Raw genomic sequence first — 22443 nt, 5'->3', positions numbered from 1 at the left:
TCTAGACTTTTAAAGAAGCGCCACGAGTCCTAGAAAACAGGGCTTTATCTACCGTAAAAAAAACATTATGTTTCCAACTCACCGCCCCCGCCGCCTCCGCAACCATCCCCAACTCCGCCGGATGGTGCGCGAAAATATCTTGACAACCAGCGATTTAATTTACCCCCTATTTGCCGTACCGGGGGAAGCTTTTGCTAAAGAAGTCACATCGATGCCCGGAGTTTTCCAGCTATCGGTAGACAAAATAGTAGAAGAAGCAAAAGAAGTCTACGACCTCGGCATTCCGGCTATTATTTTATTCGGCATTCCCGCAGACAAAGATACCGACGCGACAGGTGCTTGGCACGACTGCGGCATCGTCCAAAAAGCGACGGAAGCAGTTAAAAAAGCCGTACCAGATTTAATCGTCATGGTCGATACTTGTCTGTGCGAATATACCACTCACGGTCACTGTGGCTATTTGGAAGTCGGAGATTTAAGCGGTCGCGTATTGAACGATCCCACACTAGAATTGCTGAAGAAAACCGCTGTTGCTCAAGCTAAAGCCGGTGCAGATATTATCGCCCCTTCGGGAATGATGGACGGTTTTGTCGGAGCAATTCGCGAAGGATTGGACTCCGCTGGATTTGAAGATATTCCCATCATGTCTTACGCGGCAAAATACGCCTCAGCTTATTATGGCCCATTCCGAGATGCAGCAGAGTCTGCCCCGCAATTTGGCGATCGACGCACCTATCAAATGGACCCCGGAAACGGCCGCGAAGCTCTGAAAGAAATTGCTCTCGACATTGCCGAAGGCGCAGATATGCTCATGGTTAAACCCGCTTTAGCTTACATGGACATCATCTGGCGCGTGAAGGAAGCAACTAACCTGCCAGTTGCTGCTTACAACGTTTCTGGGGAATATGCGATGGTGAAAGCCGCCGCCCTCAACGGTTGGATAGATGAAGAAAGAGTAGTGATGGAAACTTTGACAGGATTCAAGCGTGCTGGTTGTGATTTGATTTTGACTTATCACGCCAAAGACGCCGCCCGCTGGCTGCAAAACTGATTCATTTGATTTGAGATTAGAGATTAAAGAATTGACTCCACAGCACAATCTTCGGGTGTTCTTGTGGAGTCAACACCTCTCTCGATAGATGATTTTTGAGCAATTAGGCAAGACACAAGCTATCGCTTACCTATAAACGACGCCTCGAAACCGGGTTTTTACCGTTTCACTGGGCTGTAACTGAGATATTGTACCATTCTCAAGAACAGGCTTTCCGGCCTGTTCCACAAAGAGTGAATTTTCTTGTGGAACAGGCCGGAAAGCCTGTTCATAAAAAGCTTATTGACAATGGTACAACATTTCTGTTGTAACGAAGTATTGCTATGAAAAAACCCGGTTTCTCTGTAGACAAACTCCCAACCCCTTAAAAATCAGTCATTCCCATCTAAAATCTCTAATCTCAAATATCAAATGGTATGAGTTCTAAGTTGGGAATTTTGAGTCAAAGACTTTTTTTCAAAATTTACCCCAAAAAGTATTAACGATCACCGAAATTAGTTAGAAAATATGTATGAATAAAAATAGTTTTGTAAATGGGGAATTCAACCATTGATCGTTCCCAAGCAAAATTAACTTTCACTCGTGTAAAACAGTAAAAGTAACACAGTTGAGATACAACTTCAAGGCAGATTGAGCATGACATCAACGACTAGGGATTCCAGTCACATTCAATTTTGTATAGGTCGCGATCGCGCCGACATCGTACAGATCCAAGAACTATTTAAAGCCGCCGCCTTTTGGGCGAGGGAACGCAAGATAGAAGATTGGGAAATTGCGATCGCCAACAGCGAACCAGTTGTTACAGTGTGGGACGGCTCACGGGCGATCGGCTTTGCCAGAGCCACCTCAGATGGCATCTATCGAGCCACCATCTGGGATGTCGCCATTCACCCGGATTACCAAGGTGCAGGACTCGGCCGCAAATTAGTGCAAACCGTCTTGAGTCACCCTCGGATGTGCCGAGTAGAGCGAGTTTACCTGATGACAACTTACAAGCAAAGCTTCTACGAGCGCATCGGTTTTCAGCAAAACGCTAGCACCACCATGGTACTTGAAAATCAGCTTCTCGAAGAGAATCTCGAATTAGAAATTAGCAACGGCGAATTGCTAACTGCTAATTGTTAAATACTCACAAGATTGGCACCAAAATCTATAATATGTAGGGTGCTCTTCGGCGCACCTTACTCCCTATAAATAATTTCCTTGTTTCATATTCCCTCTTCCCTCTTCCACACCTCGGTTAAATCTGTTAAATCCTTTGCCCTCTTCCCCACCTCCGTTACATTTCATATGTTGCACCATTCTCAATTAGCCTTTTAGGAACAGGCTGGACGGCCTGTTCCACAATAAAATTCATCTCTTGTGGAACAGGCCGTCCAGCCTGTTACTTACAATGGTGCAATATCTCAGTTACATCCCGTAATTGCTCGTGGCCGAACGGGAGCATCTCATATTTGTAAAAACACTTCTTCTGGCTCCTTCCTTCTTCCTCTTTCCTCCTGACTCCTGCCTCCTGACTCAAATTTCTAGCTTGGGTGCTTTCATTGAGATGCCCGTGGCCGAACTTCCTTCATCACAAAGTTGCCAAAGGAATAGAACACTGAGTCCGGTTAAAATTGCACTCTTCGGACTCAGAAGGCACAGCCAGAACCTCCAACTTTCCGCTCATCAAACTTAAAAGAGTCTGATTCATCAATAACCTCATTCCAGAAGACACCTGAGAATTATCGCTGCTCTTGGTAATATCACACTCCAAATTGTGCTTCAGCAAATCCCAAGACTCGCTCCAAGCACTCACTGAACGCTGATCGTCCACCCAAATGTGAACGCATCCAGATTCCGGCGAAGCATGGGCCGAAACAGAAATACTCCCCTCCTCCATCTGAGCAACAGCAGTATCTACCAAATTGACTAAAACTTGCCTAAACCTCGGCAAATCTGCCAATACATAAATCCCCGGATCTGGCGGCAATATCTCCAAACGAATGCCGCGATTAGCAGCTTGCAAGTAAGTTAAATCATCAACCTCGTCAAAAACCTTAGCTAACTGAATCGGCTCAATATCCATCCTTTCAGTGCCGTGTTCAGTTTTAGCAACAGAGATAATTTCATCTATTAATTTCACCAGCTTGAGTGCCGCGGCGTGAGCTTGCTCGACAAACTCTCGTTCCTCAGCAGGATCGTCGCACAAATCCGAGAGAATTAATTGCAGCGTACCAATCATAGTGCTCAGGGGCGATCGCAACTCGTGAGAAGTCCGAGCCAAAAAACCCGCCTTAAATTGGCTCATCTCCGATGCCATCTGATAAGCCAATTGAGTTTGCTTAAGTTGCTCGGAAAGGGCATCAAACTTCTCTAAGTGAATTTCTTGAGGAGGTGGGGCCACTTTGGGCGCCGGTTCGGGCTGTTGCGAGCTTTTTTGCCGCAGGCGCCAAATCAAACTGCTTCCCAAACCCAGCCCCAGTCCCATACCTAAATATATAAAGTTGCTCCAGCCGATCGGCGCCATATTGCTTTGCCTTGGAGTTTAGCTTTTAGCATTCTAACTCGATCGCGCCTTGTCGCAATATTTCCCACTCGCTGCCCGTCCATTTAGCCACAGTCGAAGGCAAACTCGAAGCTGTTGTCGCTGTTGCTAATTCAGAAGGAACTAATGTCAAGACTTCGGGAAACTGAGCCTCAATTTCTGCCACCGACTCCAGAGGCGGCTGGCCGGATAAATTAGCACTGGTAGTAGCCAAAGGGCCTGTCTGCTCTAGAATCTTTAGGGCAAGGGGAAAGTTAGGCACTCGTACTCCGATTGTAGTTGGGTCGATCGAATTCATGGCCGCCGGGACTTTTGGCGAAGCCGGCAGTACCAAAGTTAACGCCCCCGGCCAATAGGATTCGGCTACTTGCTGCCACAACTTTAACTCTGCTGGACTTCCCTGCACGTAGGGCCACAAGGCCCTCGCCGATGCCGCCATCAAAATCAGGGGTTTGTCTTGACTGCGACGTTTAGCTGCAAAAATCAACTCCGAGCGATCGGGACGCGCAGCCAAAGCGGGTACAGTATCTGTAGGAAAACTGACGATATGATTACCAGAAATTGCCCCTTGAACTAGGGAGTCGATCGAAACTTGTGTCATGCCATTTTAGATTTTAGATTTTAGATTTTAGATTTTAGATTTTAGATTTTAGATTTTAGAAGTACGACATATTCTTGAAACCTAACGTCGATACGCTAAAGCAAACCGATCGATCCCTGCTAAATCAGAAAATATTTGAACTTTGCCATAACTCCCATGACTTTCCAGCATATCAGCTACCGCCTCAGCCTGTCCCGCCATCATCTCAACCAGCCAAACTCCCCCCGATTCTAAATAATCGGGAGCCGTTTCTACCAAATGCCGGATGCACTCTAACCCGTCAAAACCGCCGTCTAATGCCAGATGAGGTTCGTGCTTCAAAACTTCCGGTTGCAGAGTCAGTACCGTGCTGCTGGGAATGTAAGGGGGGTTAGAAACCATGCCGCTGACTTGACCTTTGAGAAATTCTAGCGGTTCCCACCACAAACCTTGATAAAAATTAATTCGCGATGCAAAACCCAAATTCTCAGCATTCAGTCGAGCCACTGCCAAAGCTTCGGAACTGCAATCTACCGCATAAACCCTAGCATTTGTCAACGCAGAAGCCAAGCCGATCGCGATCGCCCCGCTGCCCGTTCCCAAATCCACCCAATCCGATTTGGCAAATTCTCCCCCCCGAAGCTCGGAGAAGTTTAAATCTTCTCCCCCCCTTAGTAAGGGGGGGTTGGGGGGAGTAGATTTTTGATTGATATTTTCTGCTTCTAAACGGCTTTTCACAGCTTCCACAGCCAAATCGATCAGCAATTCCGTTTCAGGACGCGGAATTAGCACCGCCGGCGTTACTTTTAGCGAAAAATGTCGCCAATGTGCAACTCCCGTTAAATACTGCACCGGCACCCGTTCCTGCAAGCGCCGCTGCCACAATTGAGCAAGTTCCGATAAAGACAACTTTAATTCAATTTTTGGCAAATCTTTAAACGACTCCAAACGCAGAGCCAACCTATCCAAACCAGCCAGCTCTTGCAGCAGCCAGTCGATTTCTGCTAGGGGAATGTCATGGGCGATCGCCTCTGTTTTAGCTTGATTCACCCACTGCCAAAGCTCTAAACCAGAAACAAACATAATACTTTTTTGGAAGGGGTAATTGTTAATTGCTAACTGGTAATTAGTAATTAGTAAATAGTAGGCTGAGTCGAGAAACCCAACCTACTAATTAATAACTGATGACTGATGACTAATGACTGCTGACTAACTATTAGCGAGCCGGAGCTGGAGCCGGCCGAGCTGGAGCCGGAGCAACCTGTGGATTTTGGCCCGCACCGGCAGGTTGGAGCGATCGGACAAATTCCAGGGACTCCCGCGACGGAACCAAAATCATTTGGGTCAAAAACGGGTCGTTTTCAGTACGCAAAGCTTCCAAAACGCTCTCCAAGTTCACCACCTCAATCTTAATTGTGGCTGTCACGTTGGGCTGCTGCTGCTTAAAACGATCGACCATACCCTGTAAATCCTCCTTGTTAAAAAACAAGGGAATCACCTCTTGCTGACCCCGCTGAATCGTCAAATAACCATTTTCTGCGCCGCCTCTTGCCAAAAACAGAGGTACACCGTTGAACTCATTAACTTGTTGACCAGTCTGCTGAAGTACAGTTTTAGCCGACTGCACCTGCTGCGGAGCGGGAACGAAAGCAAATTGCACTTCCTCCGGCTTACCTTTATTTGCTTGAGTGAGCTGATAAATTTCCCCCAGCGACACCGGCATCACGCGCACCGTGGCCGCCAACTGAGGATTTCTGGTTTTCAGTTGATCGACAAAAGCTTGAGCGTCTTTCTGGCTGATGAAAATTCCCGCCACAGAAGCATTACCAGTTTGACCCTCACCCTGCTTGGGAACAGAAGCGATCAGGGGCGCACCCTGAGCGTCTGTAATCGTAAATACCGGCACCGAGCGCAATTTTTCCAAAATTTGCGGCTCCGGCAGTGCCAGTGCAGACATCTTGCCAATTGGGGAGGGGCCCAGCAGAGTGCTGCCGACAATTCCCAATATTGCGCCCAAACGAACTAATGATTTCATGTTTTTTCCATCAGGAGCGATCCTGAAACACATTAACGCAAAGACTCGCGCTTTCACACGATCGGCAAAAACTGCCTCAATTTGTTTTCATTTTGACGAAATGTAAACATCAGAGACAGTTATGCTTCAATCTATTATTTAACATTGTGCGATCGGGATGACAGGATTTGAACCTGCGACATCCTGCTCCCAAAGCAGGCGCGCTACCAAGCTGCGCTACATCCCGGTGTTATAGTTAGCTAACCTCTAACCATTAACACACAAAACCGCTTGCTTGTCAAGCTTTATTAAATATTTAGCTCTCGATGGAGCTAAGGCGAAGTTTTTTTCAGGTTGTGCGGTTTGACGCCACCCAAAAATCGATACCAGCCCCTGACTCCTATCGCGATCTGCTCAAATCGACTGACAATACTTGCACAGCTTTATAACTGCCCTGATGCCGGGATACATCCAAGCGTAACTGAGGGCAGCGCACAGGTGCAGTCGGTGTTGGCAGCGTCAATATTGTATTGTAGATCCTCAACAAATCAACGCCGACCTGCACCTCGCTCGCTAATCAGGATACCAAAACATACCTTTAATCCCCTCTGGATCGGACATAAAGCCCAAATTGCGGTAAAAATCCACCACATGAGGGTCAGCAAATAAGGTAATGTTGCTGATATCTTCACTGCGGAGTTTTTTAATGATGTATTTCATCAGCGCCTTGCCCATGCCCTTGCCCTGGTAGTCGGGATGAACTACCACATCCCAAAGCGTGGCATTAAAAGCATGGTCTGAAGTCGCTCTGGCGAAACCCACCAGCCGTCGCTGGCTGCCCCGCATCTCCCACATAGAGACGACTAGGAAGCTGTGCACAATAGCTTTTTTGACTTTACGCAGGGGACGGCGGGACCAACCCACTGCATTACAAAGTTCTTCGAGTTCGTAGAGGTCAATGTCCCGATCGCAACTGAAAAAGATGCGAGCGTTTCCGCTGGCGGGCTTGCGAAACGTTGGGGAAAGCGGATCGCCTAACCCAACAGCCACATCTTCCTCAAAATCCGCTGTTTGGGGTACAGAGGCAGACTCAGAACTACTAAATAAGTTTTTCCAAAAACCCATGCAGGCGCGGTTAAGGTAGTAGAAGTTGGACGACGAGAAAGAGAACCAGACAGATAAACCCACTCCGATCGGCGTAGGATCAATTGCCGGTAGCCTCTTGAGGAACAGTTTACGGTACACTCATCTTACGCCGAAAACAGGGATTTGTCGTCCAACATTGAGTCTGCGCTTTTTTTATTCTGTCAAGTCTGGTAGAACTGTTCTGCTAGCCAGTGCCCAGACAACCCGCTTTTAAGGTAAAATTTGTTGCCGAACCAGGACAGAGGCATTTTGGGAAATGCTTCTTTTGAGTGCCGCCGATCGCGCCGGAACTTATACCCTTGGTGGAAAATACCACTGGAATGGCGCAACGGTGACATTCTCGTGATAAGTTCTCTGACCACGAATTTCAAAGGTGGTACAAGCCCCCGGATTTATCCGTGGAATCAATCCAAAATCGAAAATCGAAAATCCTCAAGCCCCCGCATTTATCCGTGGGGTCGCCTCTAAAATCTAAAATCTAAAATCTAAAATCGATTGACAGATTTGACTTTTGCTTTTAGTGAGGAGACGGGCACAATTTAAGTCGAATCGTCGAATCGAAAATCCCATTGCCATAAGGCATGGAAGAGTCAATACCTAGTATATCTCCCGCACCTTCTCCTCAATTATGGCTTCGGGTTTAAAACCATCTACACTAGAACTTCTCAAGCGCTTTAACCGAGCGTTTCCGCAGTTTTATGAGCAATTTGTCAGCAGCGAAATCCAGTTGCAAAACCTCAAATTAGCTTACCAGCTTTACAAAACTCGGCAAGCAGTCATCGAAATCCGAGCCGAAGGTAACAAAAGTGCCCTGCATTTTGCTTACCGGAACCAGTCTTTTCTACTGAGCGATATTTTTGGAGTGCTCGCGGCCTACGGGCTGACAATTCACAGTCTGAGTCTGTACGGTCAAATTTACCCGCCCATGCTGGTATTTATCAAATTGGTCGTATCTCGCGGTGGCAAGGTACTGGCAGATAAAACAGCAGAAAACGTCTGTAGGGCGGTTCGAGAGGCATTGGCGGGGCATTTTGAGGTTGAAGAGATGTTGGCGGTGGAATTTAATTTAGACGCGGGTTTAGAAGATGTGGCAACTGAATTCTACGTCGATCCGGTTTTCCACTTGCCAGCTTTGCTGATTGAAGCCGATAATCAACCTGGACTTTTTTACAAAGTTATGTATGCCATCTGGCAAGAGGATTTGTTGGTCGTAAATGCTAATTTGCTAGTTTGGCGGGGGCGAACTCGCCTAATTCTCTATTTGTTGGGGCCCAATGAAAGTTTAATTCCCGAATATCTGGGGCAGAAAATCGCTGAGGGGGTGCGACAAAGATTGCTAGGCGAGCGATTTTAGGGCAAGCTGCCGATGCTCCCTAAATAACTCGATTTCTATAAGTATAGCAATCCTCGCATCATTTGTAAAAATATGTAGGGGTAGTGCTACCCCTCCTCCCCGTGCCTACCCCAGCCTGCATCGGGGCAACCGGGCGTGGGGAGAGCCCCTACAAGAATTACACGAATCATTTAGGATTGCTATAGACATTAGTTTGCAGACGTTTTCCAGTGAGATAGGATAAAAAGCTCGGCAACATTTTTCGTACAAACGAGTGTAGATAGCGGTTCTCATAAACATGGGACACGCCGAAACGATGTTGTCAATCTTTTTAAGTTTTACAGCGCCTATTTACTTAAATAAGATCGCGGGACTACAGGCAAAAGTCGCAAATATCCGCAAAAATGCGCTCCATAAAATTATGTATCACCTCGCCCAAAACTAGCGATAGGTAACGCTAGCTAGAGAATTAAGAGATTAAATAAATTGTTGTATGCTAAAAATTTAGTTGGTTGAATAGTTGAAGGTAGAAAGTACGATTTTTTTTTGTAAGCAACCTACAAAAAAAATATAATTTGACACTGGAACACCGAGAGTTAACAACTTTCAAATCGACCAATTTTGGGAAAATTATTGCCACAAAATACCCTTAAAAAATCGCGTTGATTTATGTCGCAATTGCGCTCATACAGCAGAGAGAAATTTGAATACTGCAAAAAACATAGAACGCTGGTTTGAAGGAATATTTATTCTCGGCCGATCGCATAAAAGGGCAAGCTATGCCAAGATTGCCCGTGCAGTGGACAAAAGTAGCGTCAGCGACCGCGCGTTGCACCAGGAAGTAAGCGGTAAATCGATAAAGTTGAGTATTTTTGACTTAACTTATAGCGCTTGTTGGGTAGATGAGGTAAACAATTGAACTGAAAAAGCTTGAGAACACAGGATTTCGGCGTACTCTCTCTTTCTGAGAAAGGCTATACATAGGTTTACATCGGTCTTATGGAGCGGGTAGGATAAAAGTATGGCAACAATCGACATCCTAGGGGTTCGGCACGCTTACGATTTGACGGCTCCGACTTCAACTTCCCCGGTTCTGGTATTTGTCCACGGCTGGCTGTTAAGCCGCCACTACTGGCAACCTTTGACCGATCGCTTGGCATCAAACTATCAGTGCCTTACCTACGATTTGCGGGGGTTTGGCGATTCTCAATCCGACGGTGGCCTTCATCATGGGCATTCCGAACCGCTAAATTCCTGCTACACTCCGGCAGCTTACGCTGGCGATTTGGAAATTTTACTCGAAAAACTCGATATATCTTCTGCTTGGCTGGTGGGACACTCTCTGGGCGGTACGATCGCCCTTTGGGGAGCCAGCAAATTCTCCGATCGCGTTAAAGGCGTGGTCTGCATCAATGCAGGGGGCGGCATCTATCTTAAGGAAGAATTCGAGCGGTTTCGAGCGGTAGGCAAGCAGCTAGTGACAATGCGTCCCGGCTGGCTGCCTCGGTTGCCGTTAGCAGATTACGTGTTTGCCCGCGATTCTGTAGCCCGCTCGATCGGCAGATCCTGGGGACGGCAGCGCTTAATAGATTTCGTGGGAGCTCATCCAGATGCAGCTTTGGGGGCTTTGTTGGACTCCACCACAGAAGCCCAGATTCACCTCTTGCCACAAATTGTGTCCCAACTCAAGCAGCCTGTTTATTTTATTGCTGGCACTAAAGACAAAATTATGGAACCAAAATACGTGCTGCATTTGGCTAGCTTTCACTGGATGTTCCAAGGTTGCGGCGAGAATGTCCTTCAGCTTCCCGATTGTGGCCATTTGGCAATGGTGGAACAGCCGGATGCAGTGGCTAGTTACCTGCAAAATATTCTGAAAGAACATGATTAGATGGCATGGGGCATGGGGCATGGGGCATGGGGCATGGGGCGTTAAAACTTACAAATAACCAATAACCAATAACCAATAACCAATAACAACTGACTTCTTCCTTAACCTAAAATCTGTTATGTTTAAAGAGGTAAGTCTGCCCGATCGCCATTTTGGTACAGACGTTTCGATTAATATAGCGACTTTCAACTCTAAATTCTAATTCTGCTTAAATATCTGTGCGCGTTAACCTCACCGATCGGCAACAACACATCCTTTGGGCAACGGTTCGCCACTACATAGCAACAGCGGAACCCGTTGGCTCAAAAGCTTTGGCTGACGAATTCAACCTCAGCGTCAGCCCAGCTACAATTCGCAATGCGATGGGGACTCTTGAAAAAGCTGGACTGCTTTATCAGCCCCACACTTCGGCAGGACGAGTCCCCTCTGACTCCGGCTACCGAATTTATGTAGACCAGTTGATTCAGCCGTCTGATACGCTGGCCCGCAAGGTGGAACAGGTACTAGACCAACTCAATTGGTCGGACGGTCGCATGGACGCGGCACTCCGCGGCGCTGCTCAAATCCTGGCAACTATCAGCGGTTACATAGCCATGATCACCATACCGCAAACCAATATGGCTTGCTTGCGCCACTTGCAACTGGTGCAGCTAGAGCCGGGAAAGGTGATGCTGATAGTGGTGACGGATGCCTACGAAACTCAGTCGGTTTTGGTGCAGTTGCCGAGGGATGCAGAAGGTAACACGCCTGATGCCGAAATTGTCGATCGCCAGTTGCAGATTTTGTCGAATTTTTTGAACAGCAAGTTGCGGGGACGATCGCTCTCGGAACTCTCGGCTGTAGACTGGAGCGAGTTAGGCCGGGACTTTGAGCTGTACGCTGAGTGGATGGGAACTATGCTGACTGCTTTGAGCAGCCGCCAAAGCAATCCAACCTACACGCGGATTCTGATCGGCGGTTTAGCAGAAGCGCTGCGCTTGCCTGAGTTTTCGCAGTTGCAGCAAGTTCAAACCCTGGTGCAATTGCTCGAACAAGAGCAGGAACTGCTTTGGCCTTTGATTTTTGAATCGCCGGAGTTAGACACGCCAGGGAAGCGGGTAACGGTGCGTATTGGTTCGGAAAATTCTTTAGAACCGATTCGTGGCTGTACTCTGATTTCTTCGACTTACCGCCGGGGATCGGTGCCGGTGGGTAGTGTTGGGGTTTTGGGGCCGACGCGGATGGTTTACGAAAATGCGATCGCGGTTGTGGAAGCTGCGGCGGATTATTTGTCAGAAGCTATTGGCGGAAATCGAGTTGGTTTTCCTGATGGGGATCGAGGGCGATCGGATAATCCGTTGTTAGATGCACCCTAATTTGATAGCCCCAAGCTTAATTGGCTTGGGGTTTTATTGTCTGTGGATGTACTCACAACCTTTAAAAACCGGGTTTGGTGACAAAAAAACTAGGCTTTTATACTCTTTTTGGGGCAAGAAACTAAAGCTTGGCAGTTGACAAGAGAGTTTTGTAAACAACCCGGTTTCTGTGTCCATGAGCGGCTCGGAAAGTGGCAGGAGTTGCGGGCGATCGACTTTCCAGCGATCGGGAGAAAGAGATGGCGATGGTGAGCGATCGGGCATTTACAGAAAGTGGTCGCGGAGTGTTAGTCGAACGGCGGGTTTAGCAGCCCAACTGACGAGTTTTGTTGCCAACCGGGTGGGCTGCTAAAACCGCTCTAGGGATAGCGGCTATGACCAATGAATAGATGAGGCGTCCACCCTGGGAGCGTCGATTCCCAAGGCAGCAGAATGTCAAAATATTAAGACATTTTAGAGAGTTGGTCAAAAACAACTAAAAAAGATTAGTGTGGATAGGAAAGCAATATTTCTTTTGGGAATAGCCCGGGTTAGACAATTGCAAATAACTTGCAGTGTATTTGGCTTGATTGCCACTCCATAAAAAATTTAACCGCTGAGTTAAGATCGAAACGAAATTTAGGGAATTTTCTTTTAGCATTCAATGAAATCGACTGATAAAACTAAGAATACCTTTGCGATAACAACGCCTCTGTATTATGTAAACGATTTACCTCACGTTGGCAGCGCTTATACGACTATGGCTGCGGATGCCCTAGCGCGATTTGAGCGGCTGCGGGGAAAATCTGTTTTGCTGGTTACGGGGACGGATGAACACGGGCAGAAAATTCAGCGGACAGCCGAGAGTTTGGGACGATCGCCCCAAGCTCACTGCGATTCAGTGGTTCCGGCGTTTGAGACGCTTTGGGAGCAACTCGATATCCAGTACGATCGGTTCATTCGCACAACTTCGCGGCGTCACGAGTACATTGTCAAAGAATTTTTCCAGCGCGTCTGGAACTCCGGCGACATCTACTTGAACCAGCAACAAGGCTGGTACTGCGTCTCCTGTGAAGAATTTAAGGATGAACGGGAATTGTTGCCGGGAAATCGGTGCTCTGTCCACACCAGCAAGGAAGTTGAGTGGCGCGACGAGGAAAATTACTTTTTCCGTCTGTCACGGTATCAAGACCAACTGCTGGCATTGTACGCAGAACGTCCCGACTTCATCGCGCCGGAAAGCCGACGCAACGAAGTGCTCAGTTTCGTCAACTCTGGACTGCAAGACTTTTCCATTTCTAGAGTGAATCTCGCATGGGGTCTGCCAATGCCAGTTGACCCCAGTCACAGCATCTACGTGTGGTTTGACGCTTTGCTGGGATACGTCACCGCCTTGCTAGATCCGGACAGCGACCCGATTTTGGAGAATGCTTTATCTAAATGGTGGCCGGTTGACTTGCACTTGATCGGCAAAGATATTCTTCGCTTCCACGCAGTTTACTGGCCGGCAATGCTGATGTCAGCGAATCTACTGGTGCCGGGTCGCGTTTTCGCACACGGGTTTTTGACCAAAGACGGCAAAAAAATGGGGAAAACGGAGGGTAATACTTTAAACCCTGTCGAATTGGTCAACAAATACGGCGCTGACGCAGTACGTTACTATTTCCTTAAAGAAATTGAGTTCGGAGAGGACGGCGATTTTAACGAAACTCGGTTTATCAATATATTGAATGCTGAGCTAGCAAATGATTTGGGGAATTTGCTTAATCGTACCCTAAACATGGCTCGCAAATATTGCGGTGCCTGCGTACCAAATGTGTTGGGAGAAAACATTGAGGGCGATAACCTTCTCAAGGCTATGAGCCTGGATTTGGGCGATCGAGTAGCGGGTTTTTACGAAGAGTTGGCTTTTAGCAAGGCTTGCGAAGCCGTGCTTGCATTAGTGCGAGCCGGGAACAAGTTTATTGACGTGCAAGCACCTTGGAGTTTGTACAAGCAGGGACAGATCGAAAGTGTTGAACAAGTGCTATATTCTGTTCTGGAATCTGTTAGACTAGCATCTTACCTTTTATCGCCCATTATTCCCAATATCAGCAACGCTATCTATCAACAGCTAGGTTTTTCAATTGACTTTAACGATCGGGTTACAGTTAACAGTTTAGCGAATTTTGCAGCTCATGCTGCCTGGGGCGCTTTGCCTGCAAACCAAACTCTGGGGGAACCCCAACCTGTTTTTAAGCGGATCGAACTGCTGTAAACAGTACCTTCATAGTTGGCAGCCAGCGCTCTGGGTGTGATGACAGACTACGAATTAGCAGTTATTTCCTTACCAATCTTTCATAAAAATTGAGGCATAACAATCATGTTGAATAGAATAGAAAGCAACGACCTTTTTACGCCGGAACAGGTACTAGAAAATCGTGGTAGAGTGGCAATTTTTATTGACGGTTCTAACCTTTTTTACGCGGCTTTGCAGTTAGGAATTGAGATTGATTACACTAAGCTGCTGTGCCGTTTAACTGCGGGATCGCGGCTGCTGCGCTCTTTCTTCTACACGGGTGTCGATCGCACTAACGAGAAACAGCAGGGGTTTTTGCTGTGGATGCGCCGCAACGGCTACCGGGTGATTTCTAAGGATTTGGTACAGTTGCCAGATGGTTCTAAGAAGGCGAATTTGGATGTAGAAATCGCTGTGGATATGATGGCTTTAGTCGGGTCTTACGACACGGCGGTTTTGGTGAGCGGTGACGGCGACTTGGCTTATGCTGTAGACGCTGTGAGCTATCGCGGTGTGCGGGTAGAGGTGGTGAGTTTGCGATCGATGACGAGCGACAGTTTGATTAATGTAGCCGATCGCTATATCGATTTGGAAATGATTAAGGACGACATCCAAAAAACATCGCGCCCTAATTATGCTTACCGCCCTTTGTCTGGTTTGAGCTTGATGGAGGAACACGACGACAGATAGGGATTTGGTAATGGGTAATTGGTAAGGGTTAATAGGTGATGATTAATGGGTTGAATCATTGAGAATTAGAAGTTAAAAATTTAGACAAAGCATGACACATTTTTAATTTTTGATTAAGTGTTTTTCACGACCCAATTATCAATTACCAATTCCCCATTCCCATTCCCAATTACCTATTATCAATTCCCTATTCCCAATGATTCATCTCCAATCCCAAATTCCCAATCTCAACTCCCCAAAATTGAGGCTGCTATTTTTAGCAGCACTGATTTTGGGGATTGGTGCTTGTGCAGTTCCGCAAGAGACTCAAAAGAACAAATTAGCTGAGGATCTCCAAACTGCTCAACAGTCAAACAGCACTTTAACTTTAAACAAAGTAACTCTAGAACAAGCAAACGAAAAGGGCGAGACGTTCTGGAAAGTCAACTCACAAAATGCCGTTTACAGCAAAGACAAAAAAATAGTTAACGTTCAGAAACCTGTAGGCAAATTGTTTCAAGATGGCAAAGAAATTTACGATATTCAGGGAGAAACTGGCCAGGTATTTCAGGAAGGAAATCAAGTTTTTCTCAAAGGTAACATAGTCGCTACTGACCTTAAAAATGGAGTGGTATTGCGGGGAAATGAGTTGGAGTGGCGGCCAAAGGAGGATGTTTTAGTTGTCCGCAACAATTTGACGGGAGAGAACAAACAGGTGACGGCTTCAGCGAAGGAAGCGCGGGTTTTCACTAGGGCTAAGAGGATGGAGTTATTCGGCTCTGTGGTGGCGAATGTTAAAGATCCGGTTTTGCAATTGCGAACCGAGCACTTAGTGTGGTTTATGGATCAACAAAAGGTAAACAGCACCAAACCTACTCAAATTGACAGATACAAAGATAAAATAGTAACAGACAGCGGTTTTGCCGACCAAGTAGATGTAGACTTAAAAACCAAGATTGCGACGCTGACAAAAAACGCTCAGTTGATGCCTTCTGATCCGCCGCTGCAAATAGAAAGCAGTTTGATGAGTTGGAATTTTCCGGCGCAATCTGTGATATCGCCTGGGCCTGTGAAGGTTTTTCACCGCGTGGAAAAGGTGACGATGACTGGGGATACGGGGCGGGGAGATTTAGAGAAAAAAGTTTTTTATTTGACGGGAAATGTGGTAGGAATTGGGGAAAAACGTCAATCTCAATTAAATACCGATCGCGTAACGTGGTATTTAACTAATCAGACTTTTGATGCAGAAGGAAATGTGGTTTATCGGCAGCTAAATCCGGTGTTTAATTTGACTGGGCCGAGGGCGGCGGGAGAGTTGAAAAATCAAACTGTGATTGTTAAAGGCGACGGTGGTGGCGGCCAAGTGGTTACGGAATTTGTACCGGATGAGTATCAGGGAACTTTGGGAGAGTAGATGGGATTGCAACCGCAGATGTTGGCAGATGGACGCATGAACGCTGTATGAATGCTGTTTATCGCCACACTCGCCTCAAATTCAATACAAATCCCGGCAATACATCTTCGCCAGACAACTCGGCTGGATCGATATTTCTACTTCTGCCTGCTGTCGGTAAATCTCTACCCGCTGGTTTTGCGGGTCAATTAACCAGCCCAATCTCGCTCCATTTTCCATATATTCGCGCATCTTCTCTTGGAGGGTTGAGAGAGAATCCGAGGCCGATTCCCTACGGGATAGCTTCGCTTCACGCAATTCTACTACAAAGTCGGGGCACAGCGGAACAAAGCCTTTGCGTTCTTGTGCAGTTAGTGCTTCCCAGCGAGTTCGACTCACCCAGGAAGCGTGGGGAGAAAGGCGAGCACCGTTAGGAAGGATGAATCCGGTAGAAGAGTCAAAGCCTTCTCCTAAATCTTCGTTTGCTTCACACCAGTTGCCTACTTGCGTACTGATACTGAGGTTGCGGCTGCCTGATTCGCCTCCGGTGGGTGGATTCACTATTAATTCTCCTTCTGCGGTTCTTTCTAATCTCAAGTCGGGATTTGCCAATGCTAGGATATCGAATTGTTCGCCTGTGACAAAAAGGGCGATCGCATTTGGCAATTCTATAGATATAGTTTCTGGTTGAGTAATTGTTTGTACCATATTCAATTGTTCGCTTTTTTAGGTAGAAATCGGTCACAAAAAACCTAAAACTAATAGACATAAATTCTGTAGGGGCGGGTTCACCAACCATGTCTGACAAACATCAATCAATATAGTAAACCCGCCCCTACCCAACCAAAAATACCAAGGTACCGCCCACCCAAATTACAAATGTACCGTGAATTTGTTGGCTAAAATATGGATGTAAATTCTGGCGGGGGAGGGCGGGTTTATCAGATTGTTTGATTTGTTTCAAAGATGGTTGGTGAACCCGCCCCTACATTGTTGACATCGTGCGGGGGAGGGCGGGTTTATCAGATTGTTTGATTTGTTTCAAAGATGGTTGGTGAGCCCGCCCCTAAATTGTTGACAATTTTGCAATATATCAGATGCTTTTTACAACTGTCCGAAACCTTTTTTAGGCTTATCTTTTTTCTTTTTCTTCTTCTGCTGGGCACCCATATAGCCACGGGAACCGGGCTGCATTCCTCCGGGGCCGCCCATTCCCGGCATTCCCGGCATTCCCGGCAATCCTCCCATTCCTGTAAAGTTGCCTTGACTCATTTGCTGCATCATTGTACGCATTTTCTGGAAATCGCTGACGAGCTTTGTTACGTCGTTTTCTGCGTAGCCTGCGCCTTTGCCGATGCGACGGCGGCGGGATGGAGAACTTGCTAAAAGTTCGGGATTGCGACGTTCTTCAACTGTCATGGAATTAATCATGGCTTCGGTGCGTTTTAGCTGCACTTCTCCCTGCCGCATTTGTTCGTCTGAAAGTTTGTTCATCCCCGGAATCATTTTCATGATGCCGCCGAGGGAACCCATATTTTTTAACAGTCTGGTTTGTTTGAGAAAGTCGGTAAAGTCAAACTTTGCCGTGAGCATTTTCTCTTGCATTTTTTCGGCATCGGCGATGTCGAATTCTTCTTGCGCCCTTTCTACTAGCGTCAAGACATCGCCCATGCCTAGTATTCTCGATGCCATGCGATCGGGATAAAATGGTTGCAAGGCTTCCACTTTTTCGCCGACGCCGACAAATTTAATCGGCGCGCCGGATATTTGCCGCACGGATAAGGCTGCACCGCCGCGGCTGTCGCCGTCTAATTTGGTTAAGATTGCGCCGGTAATGCCGATTTGTTCGTGAAAGGTGCGGGTTAAATTTGCTGCTTCTTGGCCGGTCATGGCATCAACAACTAACAGCGTTTCGTGGGGTTGTACTGTTTGTTTGATGCGGCCCAATTCTGCCATCATGTCTTGGTCGATTTGCAGGCGGCCTGCTGTATCGACGATGATGGTATCGATGCCGATTTGTTTGCCATGTTCGATGCCTTGGCGGGCAATTTCTACGGGGTCAATGTCTTTGCCTAATTCAAATACGGGTACGTCGATTTGTTTGCCGAGGGTTAGCAATTGGTCGATCGCGGCTGGTCGATAAATGTCGGTTGCGACTAGCAGTGCGGTACGATTTTGCTTGCGGAGGTGGAGTGCTAGTTTGGCGGTAGCTGTGGTTTTCCCGGTTCCTTGCAAACCAGCCATCAGGATCACTGTGGGCCCGGAGTCGGCGGTGGCGAGGGGTACGTTGGTTTCCCCCATGACGCGCACGAGTTCGTCGTGGACGATTTTGATGAATTGTTGGTCGGGACGGACGCCTGAAACGACTTCTGCGCCTTGTGCTTTTGCCGCTACCTCTGAGATGAAGTTTTTGACGACTTGGAGGTTGACATCGGCTTCCAGGAGGGCGCGGCGGACTTCTTTGAGCGCGTCTTGGATGTTGGACTCGGAGATTTTATTTTGTCCGCGCAGTTTTTTCCAGGTGGATTCGAGTCGATCGGCAAGGGCTTCAAACATAGGGCATTGTTGGCTAGTCAGTCTTTTTAATTTTAAGGCTAAATGCGGATGTTTGGATGCAAGTTTTGCTGAAACAGTTCGCGATCGCACTCCGACTAAAGAAACCAGGTTTTTTATGAAAAGACGCGTTGCAGCCCACTGATTCGGTAAAAAACCCGGTTTCTGGCCTCATGCGTAGTTTGATGTTTTTATTTTTTAACCGCTGATGAACGCGGATTGACGCGCTATGGATTTGGATGTTTTCAAGTTATATCGTGTCCGGTTAAATAGATATAGTTGCTGTAGGGGCGGGTTCACCAGTATTTCTAATTCACATCCAGGGTATTTATAAACCCGCCCCGACCCTATGTGTGGGTGGGGGCGGGTTTATTTTACCTGTTTGTTTGTTTCAAATATTGTTGGTGAACCCGCCCCTACAGGTTTATTAACATTGGTACAAAATGTTGGTTTTTATGTATTCTGCGATTACTGGTTGGACTGTGAAGAGGGTGCGATCGCCCTTTTGGACTTTTTCGATTAATAACCTCCGTCTCAAGGATTCGACGGCTTTGAGGAATTCTGAAGGGGACAATTCCAGAAGGGCTGGTTTTTTGGAAATTTCGACTGGTTTGTTTTGATTTGCCAACCAGGACATTACTTGTTTTTCGGAGTCTGACAAGCGCTGAAAATGTTGGTGAAATAAATATTCTAAGTCTCCTAAAACTAGGCTATCATAGGATAAAAATTCAGAAATATTGCCGTTAAATAAGTCTTGAATTGCAGCGGCTGCTGTATTCAACCACAATGGATTTCCGTTGTAAAGTTCAATCAATTCTGACCATTTTTCTGATTCAAGTAAACCTTTTTCTATAAATATTTCTCGCGCTGGTTCGCCTAAACCATTGAGTTGCAATGTTTGACATTTTTTTGGGTTGCTTTCTAAGGCAGCAATTTCTCTGGGTTTTTCCCAACTAATCAAAACTATGCAACTGTTGTGACATGATTCTGCTATTTGTTTGAAGAAAGTGCCATAATTTTCATAGCCTTGTTTGTAGTTTCCTGCTAGTTGTTGGCTGCTGAAAATTGTTTGTACGTCATCGAGGATGATGAGACAGCGGTGCGATCGTAAATAGTTGATTACCCCCCCCAGCCCCCCCTTGCTAAGGGGGGGAGAAAGAGACGGAGGTTGAATCTCTTCGCCCCCCCTGGGATAAGGAGGTTGAATCCCTTCGCCACGCCTGGGATAAGGAGGCTGAATCTCTTCGCCCCCCCTTGATAAGGGGGGGTTGGGGGGGTTAGTTTCTTGCTGCTGCGATAGGAATTTAATTAAGTCGGTTTGAAGTGATGCGAGGGGTGGCGCATTGTGGAGGCTTCGCCAGATGATGCAATCGAATTCCTGTTGAATTTGTGGGATTAGTTGCAGTGTCAGGGCGGTTTTGCCCATACCGCTTAATCCTAAGATGCTGATGAGACGGGTGCGGTTTTCCAAAATCCATTGTTTGAGGGTGGAAAGTTCGGATGTGCGATCGAAAAATGTCGAGATTTCTGGTGCGTCGTCTAAGTCGATGCGGGGCTGTTTTGCTGTTGGTTGGGGGTTTTGGGGAGTTTTGGGCGATCGCACTTTTTCACGACAAACGTTAAAGTTATTATTGACTGTGACATTCTCGCCAACTTTAATATTATCGCCAACTATAGCTAATTGATAATTATAAATTTTTTCCTTCTCTAATACAGTCCTAAAATTTGCTTTAGTAATATCTTTTTTCAATCCTTTAGAAAGTATTTTCCAAAGTTGTGATCCGACATTTCTGACATGACTTGGACTTGAGTAAACTTCTTGAGCAATTTGCGTGTAAGTTGTGTCTTGTAAAGTTCCTCGCAGGATAGCTTCTTGCACGTAATCTAAATGCTTTCCCGTCTTAGCAAAAATTAGCTCATCTGCCAGTGTCAAAACTTCGGCAATATCCATAGATTAGGGAGAAGCTGGAGTTGTACGCCATTAATTATACCTGACATTTCGTACAATTGTGACATTTTTGATTTTGTCATCTATCTAAAGTCAGGACTTTTCCTACACAGCTCATCCTTTATATTAGTTGATTAAGGTATTAGCAGGATATTTATATGAAGCGAGTTCGGTGGCTCAGCGGTTTGTTCTCGGCTGGGGTGTTGTCTTTTAGTTTAGCGACTGTTGGTGCACAAGTGGCACAGGCCCAGCGCCCAATCCATATACTTGACCTGCAATGTCTTATTACACGGGGTGGAAGGAACCTTAGTCACCCGGGCGGGTTAGCTTATTTGTACAGAGGGCCTACAGACCTTTCCATAGGCAGACAACTACATACCAGTATTATGAGGGTACGCGAGGCCGGTTGGACTTGTAAACTTCCAGGGGGTCGTGCTTCTCTCCGATTGGAGTATGGAGTTGACGATCAAAGTGAAATTTTACCACCCAAAATAGAAGTTTATGTAGATGGAAATCAAGTAGATTCTCAGGTGGGAAAGCCTGGGAGGATCAATACAATGCTGGTAGATATTAGTAATGGTAGAAGTTTATCTCTTGAGATATCTTGTTCCACAGCTAAAAATTGTGGGAACAGGAATTATCACTTTTTCAAATTTCAAATTGAGCCGGGAGCACGATCTCCAGGGAGTCGATAAATTATGAGTATCAGCCGCCGTCAATTTAATCGTATCATCATCTGGGGTGGCGCTTCTTTTGCTGCTTCCGCCACATCCGGCATCTTTTTCCCCAAACCAGCCGAAGCTTATTCCCTAGAATTTCCGATTAGTGCTTTATCAGCCGATCGCGTTTTTAACGGTATTCAAAAATATTGTGGAGCACAGCCCATCCCCGGCGTTCTCTCACCAATCGTACAAGGCAATACTAATGTTAGCAGTAAAATAGAACCAGCGGCCGCTAACGCCATTCGCACCGCAGACAAAGAATTTGTTAACCGCAATTTTACTAGCAAAAGAACCGAATTAGCCCTAACTGGCAGCGGTTCTAATTTTGCTGCTGATACCAGTCGGCTATGGGGGCGGCAAAGACAGGATCAAGTCGGCCCGAATGTTGGTTTTGGCTTCGTACAAAAGTGGGAAGATCAATATAGCGATGCCAAAATTTCCGGGCCGACAATGTGCGCTATTCATAACGCTCAACAAGTCTTAGCAGATCAAAGATTAACACCTCCAGAAATCGCGGCTTCTGTATTGCCAACGCGATCGCGATTGGATGATTGGGGTTCTTGGGGAGGGGATGCCGATGCGTCTGCTGGGAGAAATCCTGGTGCTGTTTTTGCTCAATACGATACAGCCGCCGGTACGGTGACATCTCGCTACGATTTAGTTGAACCGGGGCCGAGAGGTTTTGGGCGTGTTGAGTATACTATTGAAGCGGAAGATCAGCCTCGGCGGGTGATTTTGGTGACGGTGAGGTTTTAGGGAGAAATCAGCATTACGAAAATCCTGTAGGGGCGGGTTCGCCAAGATTTCTAATTCACCTCCAGGGTATTTATAAACCCGCCCCCACCCACGAATAGGGCCGGGGCGGGTTTATTTTGCCTGTTTGTTTCTGTCAAATATTGTTGGTGAACCCGCCCCTACCTTATGGATGGGCCGGGGCGGGTTTATTTTGCCTGTTTGTTTCTGTCAAATATTGTTGGTGAACCCGCCCCTACCTTATGGATGGG

At 46.7% G+C, this 22443-nt stretch carries 18 protein-coding genes, 1 tRNA gene and 1 pseudogene; 11 read left to right on the top strand and 9 right to left on the bottom strand.

The window, feature by feature from the left end:
* The first annotated feature begins 67 nt into the window (after positions 1–67).
* On the top strand, positions 68–1051 hold the full coding sequence (gene hemB, locus QT973_RS08510) for a porphobilinogen synthase (protein ID WP_333053287.1): 984 nt from the start codon (positions 68–70) through the stop codon (positions 1049–1051).
* A gap of 636 nt (positions 1052–1687) precedes the next feature.
* Complete coding sequence (locus QT973_RS08505; RefSeq protein WP_333053288.1) at positions 1688–2176, top strand: GNAT family N-acetyltransferase; 489 nt, start codon at positions 1688–1690, stop codon at positions 2174–2176.
* Positions 2177–2624: 448 nt separating this feature from the next.
* Here QT973_RS08505 and QT973_RS08500 read toward each other — a convergent pair whose 3' ends face one another.
* The 6 genes from QT973_RS08500 to QT973_RS08475 form a co-directional block, all read right to left on the bottom strand.
* Positions 2625–3560, bottom strand: a complete 936-nt coding sequence (locus tag QT973_RS08500) for a HAMP domain-containing sensor histidine kinase (protein WP_333053289.1) — start codon at positions 3558–3560, stop codon at positions 2625–2627.
* A 25-nt stretch (positions 3561–3585) separates the two neighbouring features.
* Positions 3586–4179, bottom strand: coding sequence for an L-threonylcarbamoyladenylate synthase (locus QT973_RS08495; RefSeq protein ID WP_333053290.1), 594 nt, complete (start codon positions 4177–4179; stop codon positions 3586–3588).
* An 81-nt stretch (positions 4180–4260) separates the two neighbouring features.
* Entirely contained in the window at positions 4261–5241 is a 981-nt protein-coding gene (locus QT973_RS08490; RefSeq protein ID WP_333264495.1) for a HemK/PrmC family methyltransferase, read from the bottom strand.
* 133 nt (positions 5242–5374) lie between these two features.
* On the bottom strand, positions 5375–6193 hold the full coding sequence (locus QT973_RS08485) for a Tic22 family protein (protein ID WP_333053292.1): 819 nt from the start codon (positions 6191–6193) through the stop codon (positions 5375–5377).
* A gap of 152 nt (positions 6194–6345) precedes the next feature.
* Positions 6346–6419 (bottom strand) — tRNA-Pro (locus QT973_RS08480).
* Between the two features lie 326 nt (positions 6420–6745).
* Complete coding sequence (locus QT973_RS08475) at positions 6746–7297, bottom strand: GNAT family N-acetyltransferase (RefSeq protein WP_333053326.1); 552 nt, start codon at positions 7295–7297, stop codon at positions 6746–6748.
* A gap of 649 nt (positions 7298–7946) precedes the next feature.
* On the opposite strand from QT973_RS08475, the gene QT973_RS08470 reads away from it, so the two are divergent.
* The 8 genes from QT973_RS08470 to lptC all read left to right on the top strand — a co-directional run bounded on the left by QT973_RS08470 (position 7947) and on the right by lptC (position 16237).
* A complete protein-coding gene (locus QT973_RS08470) occupies positions 7947–8672 on the top strand; it encodes a hypothetical protein (RefSeq protein ID WP_006631881.1) in 726 nt (241 codons plus the stop codon).
* Positions 8673–9354: 682 nt separating this feature from the next.
* On the top strand, positions 9355–9570 hold the full coding sequence (locus tag QT973_RS08465; RefSeq protein ID WP_333053293.1) for a hypothetical protein: 216 nt from the start codon (positions 9355–9357) through the stop codon (positions 9568–9570).
* 102 nt (positions 9571–9672) lie between these two features.
* Positions 9673–10542 carry an alpha/beta hydrolase gene (locus QT973_RS08460; RefSeq protein WP_333053294.1) on the top strand — a complete coding sequence of 290 codons (870 nt, stop codon included), beginning with the start codon at positions 9673–9675 and terminating at the stop codon, positions 10540–10542.
* Positions 10543–10754: 212 nt separating this feature from the next.
* Positions 10755–11897 carry a heat-inducible transcriptional repressor HrcA gene (gene hrcA / locus QT973_RS08455; RefSeq protein ID WP_445243000.1) on the top strand — a complete coding sequence of 381 codons (1143 nt, stop codon included), beginning with the start codon at positions 10755–10757 and terminating at the stop codon, positions 11895–11897.
* Between the two features lie 175 nt (positions 11898–12072).
* On the top strand, positions 12073–12249 hold the full coding sequence (locus QT973_RS08450; protein WP_333053296.1) for a hypothetical protein: 177 nt from the start codon (positions 12073–12075) through the stop codon (positions 12247–12249).
* 291 nt (positions 12250–12540) lie between these two features.
* A complete protein-coding gene (gene metG / locus QT973_RS08445; protein WP_333236178.1) occupies positions 12541–14133 on the top strand; it encodes a methionine--tRNA ligase in 1593 nt (530 codons plus the stop codon).
* Positions 14134–14238: 105 nt separating this feature from the next.
* A complete protein-coding gene (locus tag QT973_RS08440) occupies positions 14239–14844 on the top strand; it encodes a LabA-like NYN domain-containing protein (RefSeq protein ID WP_006631885.1) in 606 nt (201 codons plus the stop codon).
* Between the two features lie 196 nt (positions 14845–15040).
* Positions 15041–16237 carry an LPS export ABC transporter periplasmic protein LptC gene (lptC, locus tag QT973_RS08435; protein ID WP_333053299.1) on the top strand — a complete coding sequence of 399 codons (1197 nt, stop codon included), beginning with the start codon at positions 15041–15043 and terminating at the stop codon, positions 16235–16237.
* Between the two features lie 58 nt (positions 16238–16295).
* Here lptC and QT973_RS08430 read toward each other — a convergent pair.
* From QT973_RS08430 to QT973_RS08420, 3 genes and pseudogenes are all read right to left on the bottom strand, one after another.
* Positions 16296–16924 (bottom strand): annotated as a pseudogene (locus QT973_RS08430) (Uma2 family endonuclease).
* A gap of 396 nt (positions 16925–17320) precedes the next feature.
* Positions 17321–18772: a signal recognition particle protein gene (gene ffh / locus QT973_RS08425; RefSeq protein WP_333053300.1), complete on the bottom strand. Its 1452-nt coding sequence runs from the start codon at positions 18770–18772 to the stop codon at positions 17321–17323.
* A gap of 424 nt (positions 18773–19196) precedes the next feature.
* On the bottom strand, positions 19197–20720 hold the full coding sequence (locus tag QT973_RS08420; protein ID WP_333391167.1) for an ATPase: 1524 nt from the start codon (positions 20718–20720) through the stop codon (positions 19197–19199).
* Positions 20721–21415: 695 nt separating this feature from the next.
* On the opposite strand from QT973_RS08420, the gene QT973_RS08415 reads away from it, so the two are divergent.
* On the top strand, positions 21416–22195 hold the full coding sequence (locus tag QT973_RS08415; RefSeq protein ID WP_333391164.1) for a Tat pathway signal protein: 780 nt from the start codon (positions 21416–21418) through the stop codon (positions 22193–22195).
* Positions 22196–22443: the final 248 nt, after the last annotated feature.

The organism is Microcoleus sp. Z1_A1 (genome assembly GCF_036700305.1).
In the GTDB taxonomy this organism is placed as follows: domain Bacteria; phylum Cyanobacteriota; class Cyanobacteriia; order Cyanobacteriales; family Microcoleaceae; genus Microcoleus.
Note: the sequence above shows the minus strand (reverse complement) of the source record. Positions and strands in the feature narration are given on the sequence as shown.

Coding starts and splice junctions, on each gene's coding strand:
- metG (WP_333236178.1), top strand. CDS start 12,541: ATGAAATCGACTGATAAAACTAAGAATACCTTTGCGATAACAACGCCT.
- QT973_RS08500 (WP_333053289.1), bottom strand. CDS start 3,560: ATGGCGCCGATCGGCTGGAGCAACTTTATATATTTAGGTATGGGACTG.
- QT973_RS08420 (WP_333391167.1), bottom strand. CDS start 20,720: ATGGATATTGCCGAAGTTTTGACACTGGCAGATGAGCTAATTTTTGCT.
- QT973_RS08460 (WP_333053294.1), top strand. CDS start 9,673: ATGGCAACAATCGACATCCTAGGGGTTCGGCACGCTTACGATTTGACG.
- QT973_RS08415 (WP_333391164.1), top strand. CDS start 21,416: ATGAGTATCAGCCGCCGTCAATTTAATCGTATCATCATCTGGGGTGGC.
- QT973_RS08440 (WP_006631885.1), top strand. CDS start 14,239: ATGTTGAATAGAATAGAAAGCAACGACCTTTTTACGCCGGAACAGGTA.
- QT973_RS08495 (WP_333053290.1), bottom strand. CDS start 4,179: ATGACACAAGTTTCGATCGACTCCCTAGTTCAAGGGGCAATTTCTGGT.
- QT973_RS08485 (WP_333053292.1), bottom strand. CDS start 6,193: ATGAAATCATTAGTTCGTTTGGGCGCAATATTGGGAATTGTCGGCAGC.
- QT973_RS08490 (WP_333264495.1), bottom strand. CDS start 5,241: ATGTTTGTTTCTGGTTTAGAGCTTTGGCAGTGGGTGAATCAAGCTAAA.
- QT973_RS08470 (WP_006631881.1), top strand. CDS start 7,947: ATGGCTTCGGGTTTAAAACCATCTACACTAGAACTTCTCAAGCGCTTT.
- QT973_RS08505 (WP_333053288.1), top strand. CDS start 1,688: ATGACATCAACGACTAGGGATTCCAGTCACATTCAATTTTGTATAGGT.
- QT973_RS08475 (WP_333053326.1), bottom strand. CDS start 7,297: ATGGGTTTTTGGAAAAACTTATTTAGTAGTTCTGAGTCTGCCTCTGTA.
- ffh (WP_333053300.1), bottom strand. CDS start 18,772: ATGTTTGAAGCCCTTGCCGATCGACTCGAATCCACCTGGAAAAAACTG.
- hemB (WP_333053287.1), top strand. CDS start 68: ATGTTTCCAACTCACCGCCCCCGCCGCCTCCGCAACCATCCCCAACTC.
- QT973_RS08450 (WP_333053296.1), top strand. CDS start 12,073: ATGAGCGGCTCGGAAAGTGGCAGGAGTTGCGGGCGATCGACTTTCCAG.
- lptC (WP_333053299.1), top strand. CDS start 15,041: ATGATTCATCTCCAATCCCAAATTCCCAATCTCAACTCCCCAAAATTG.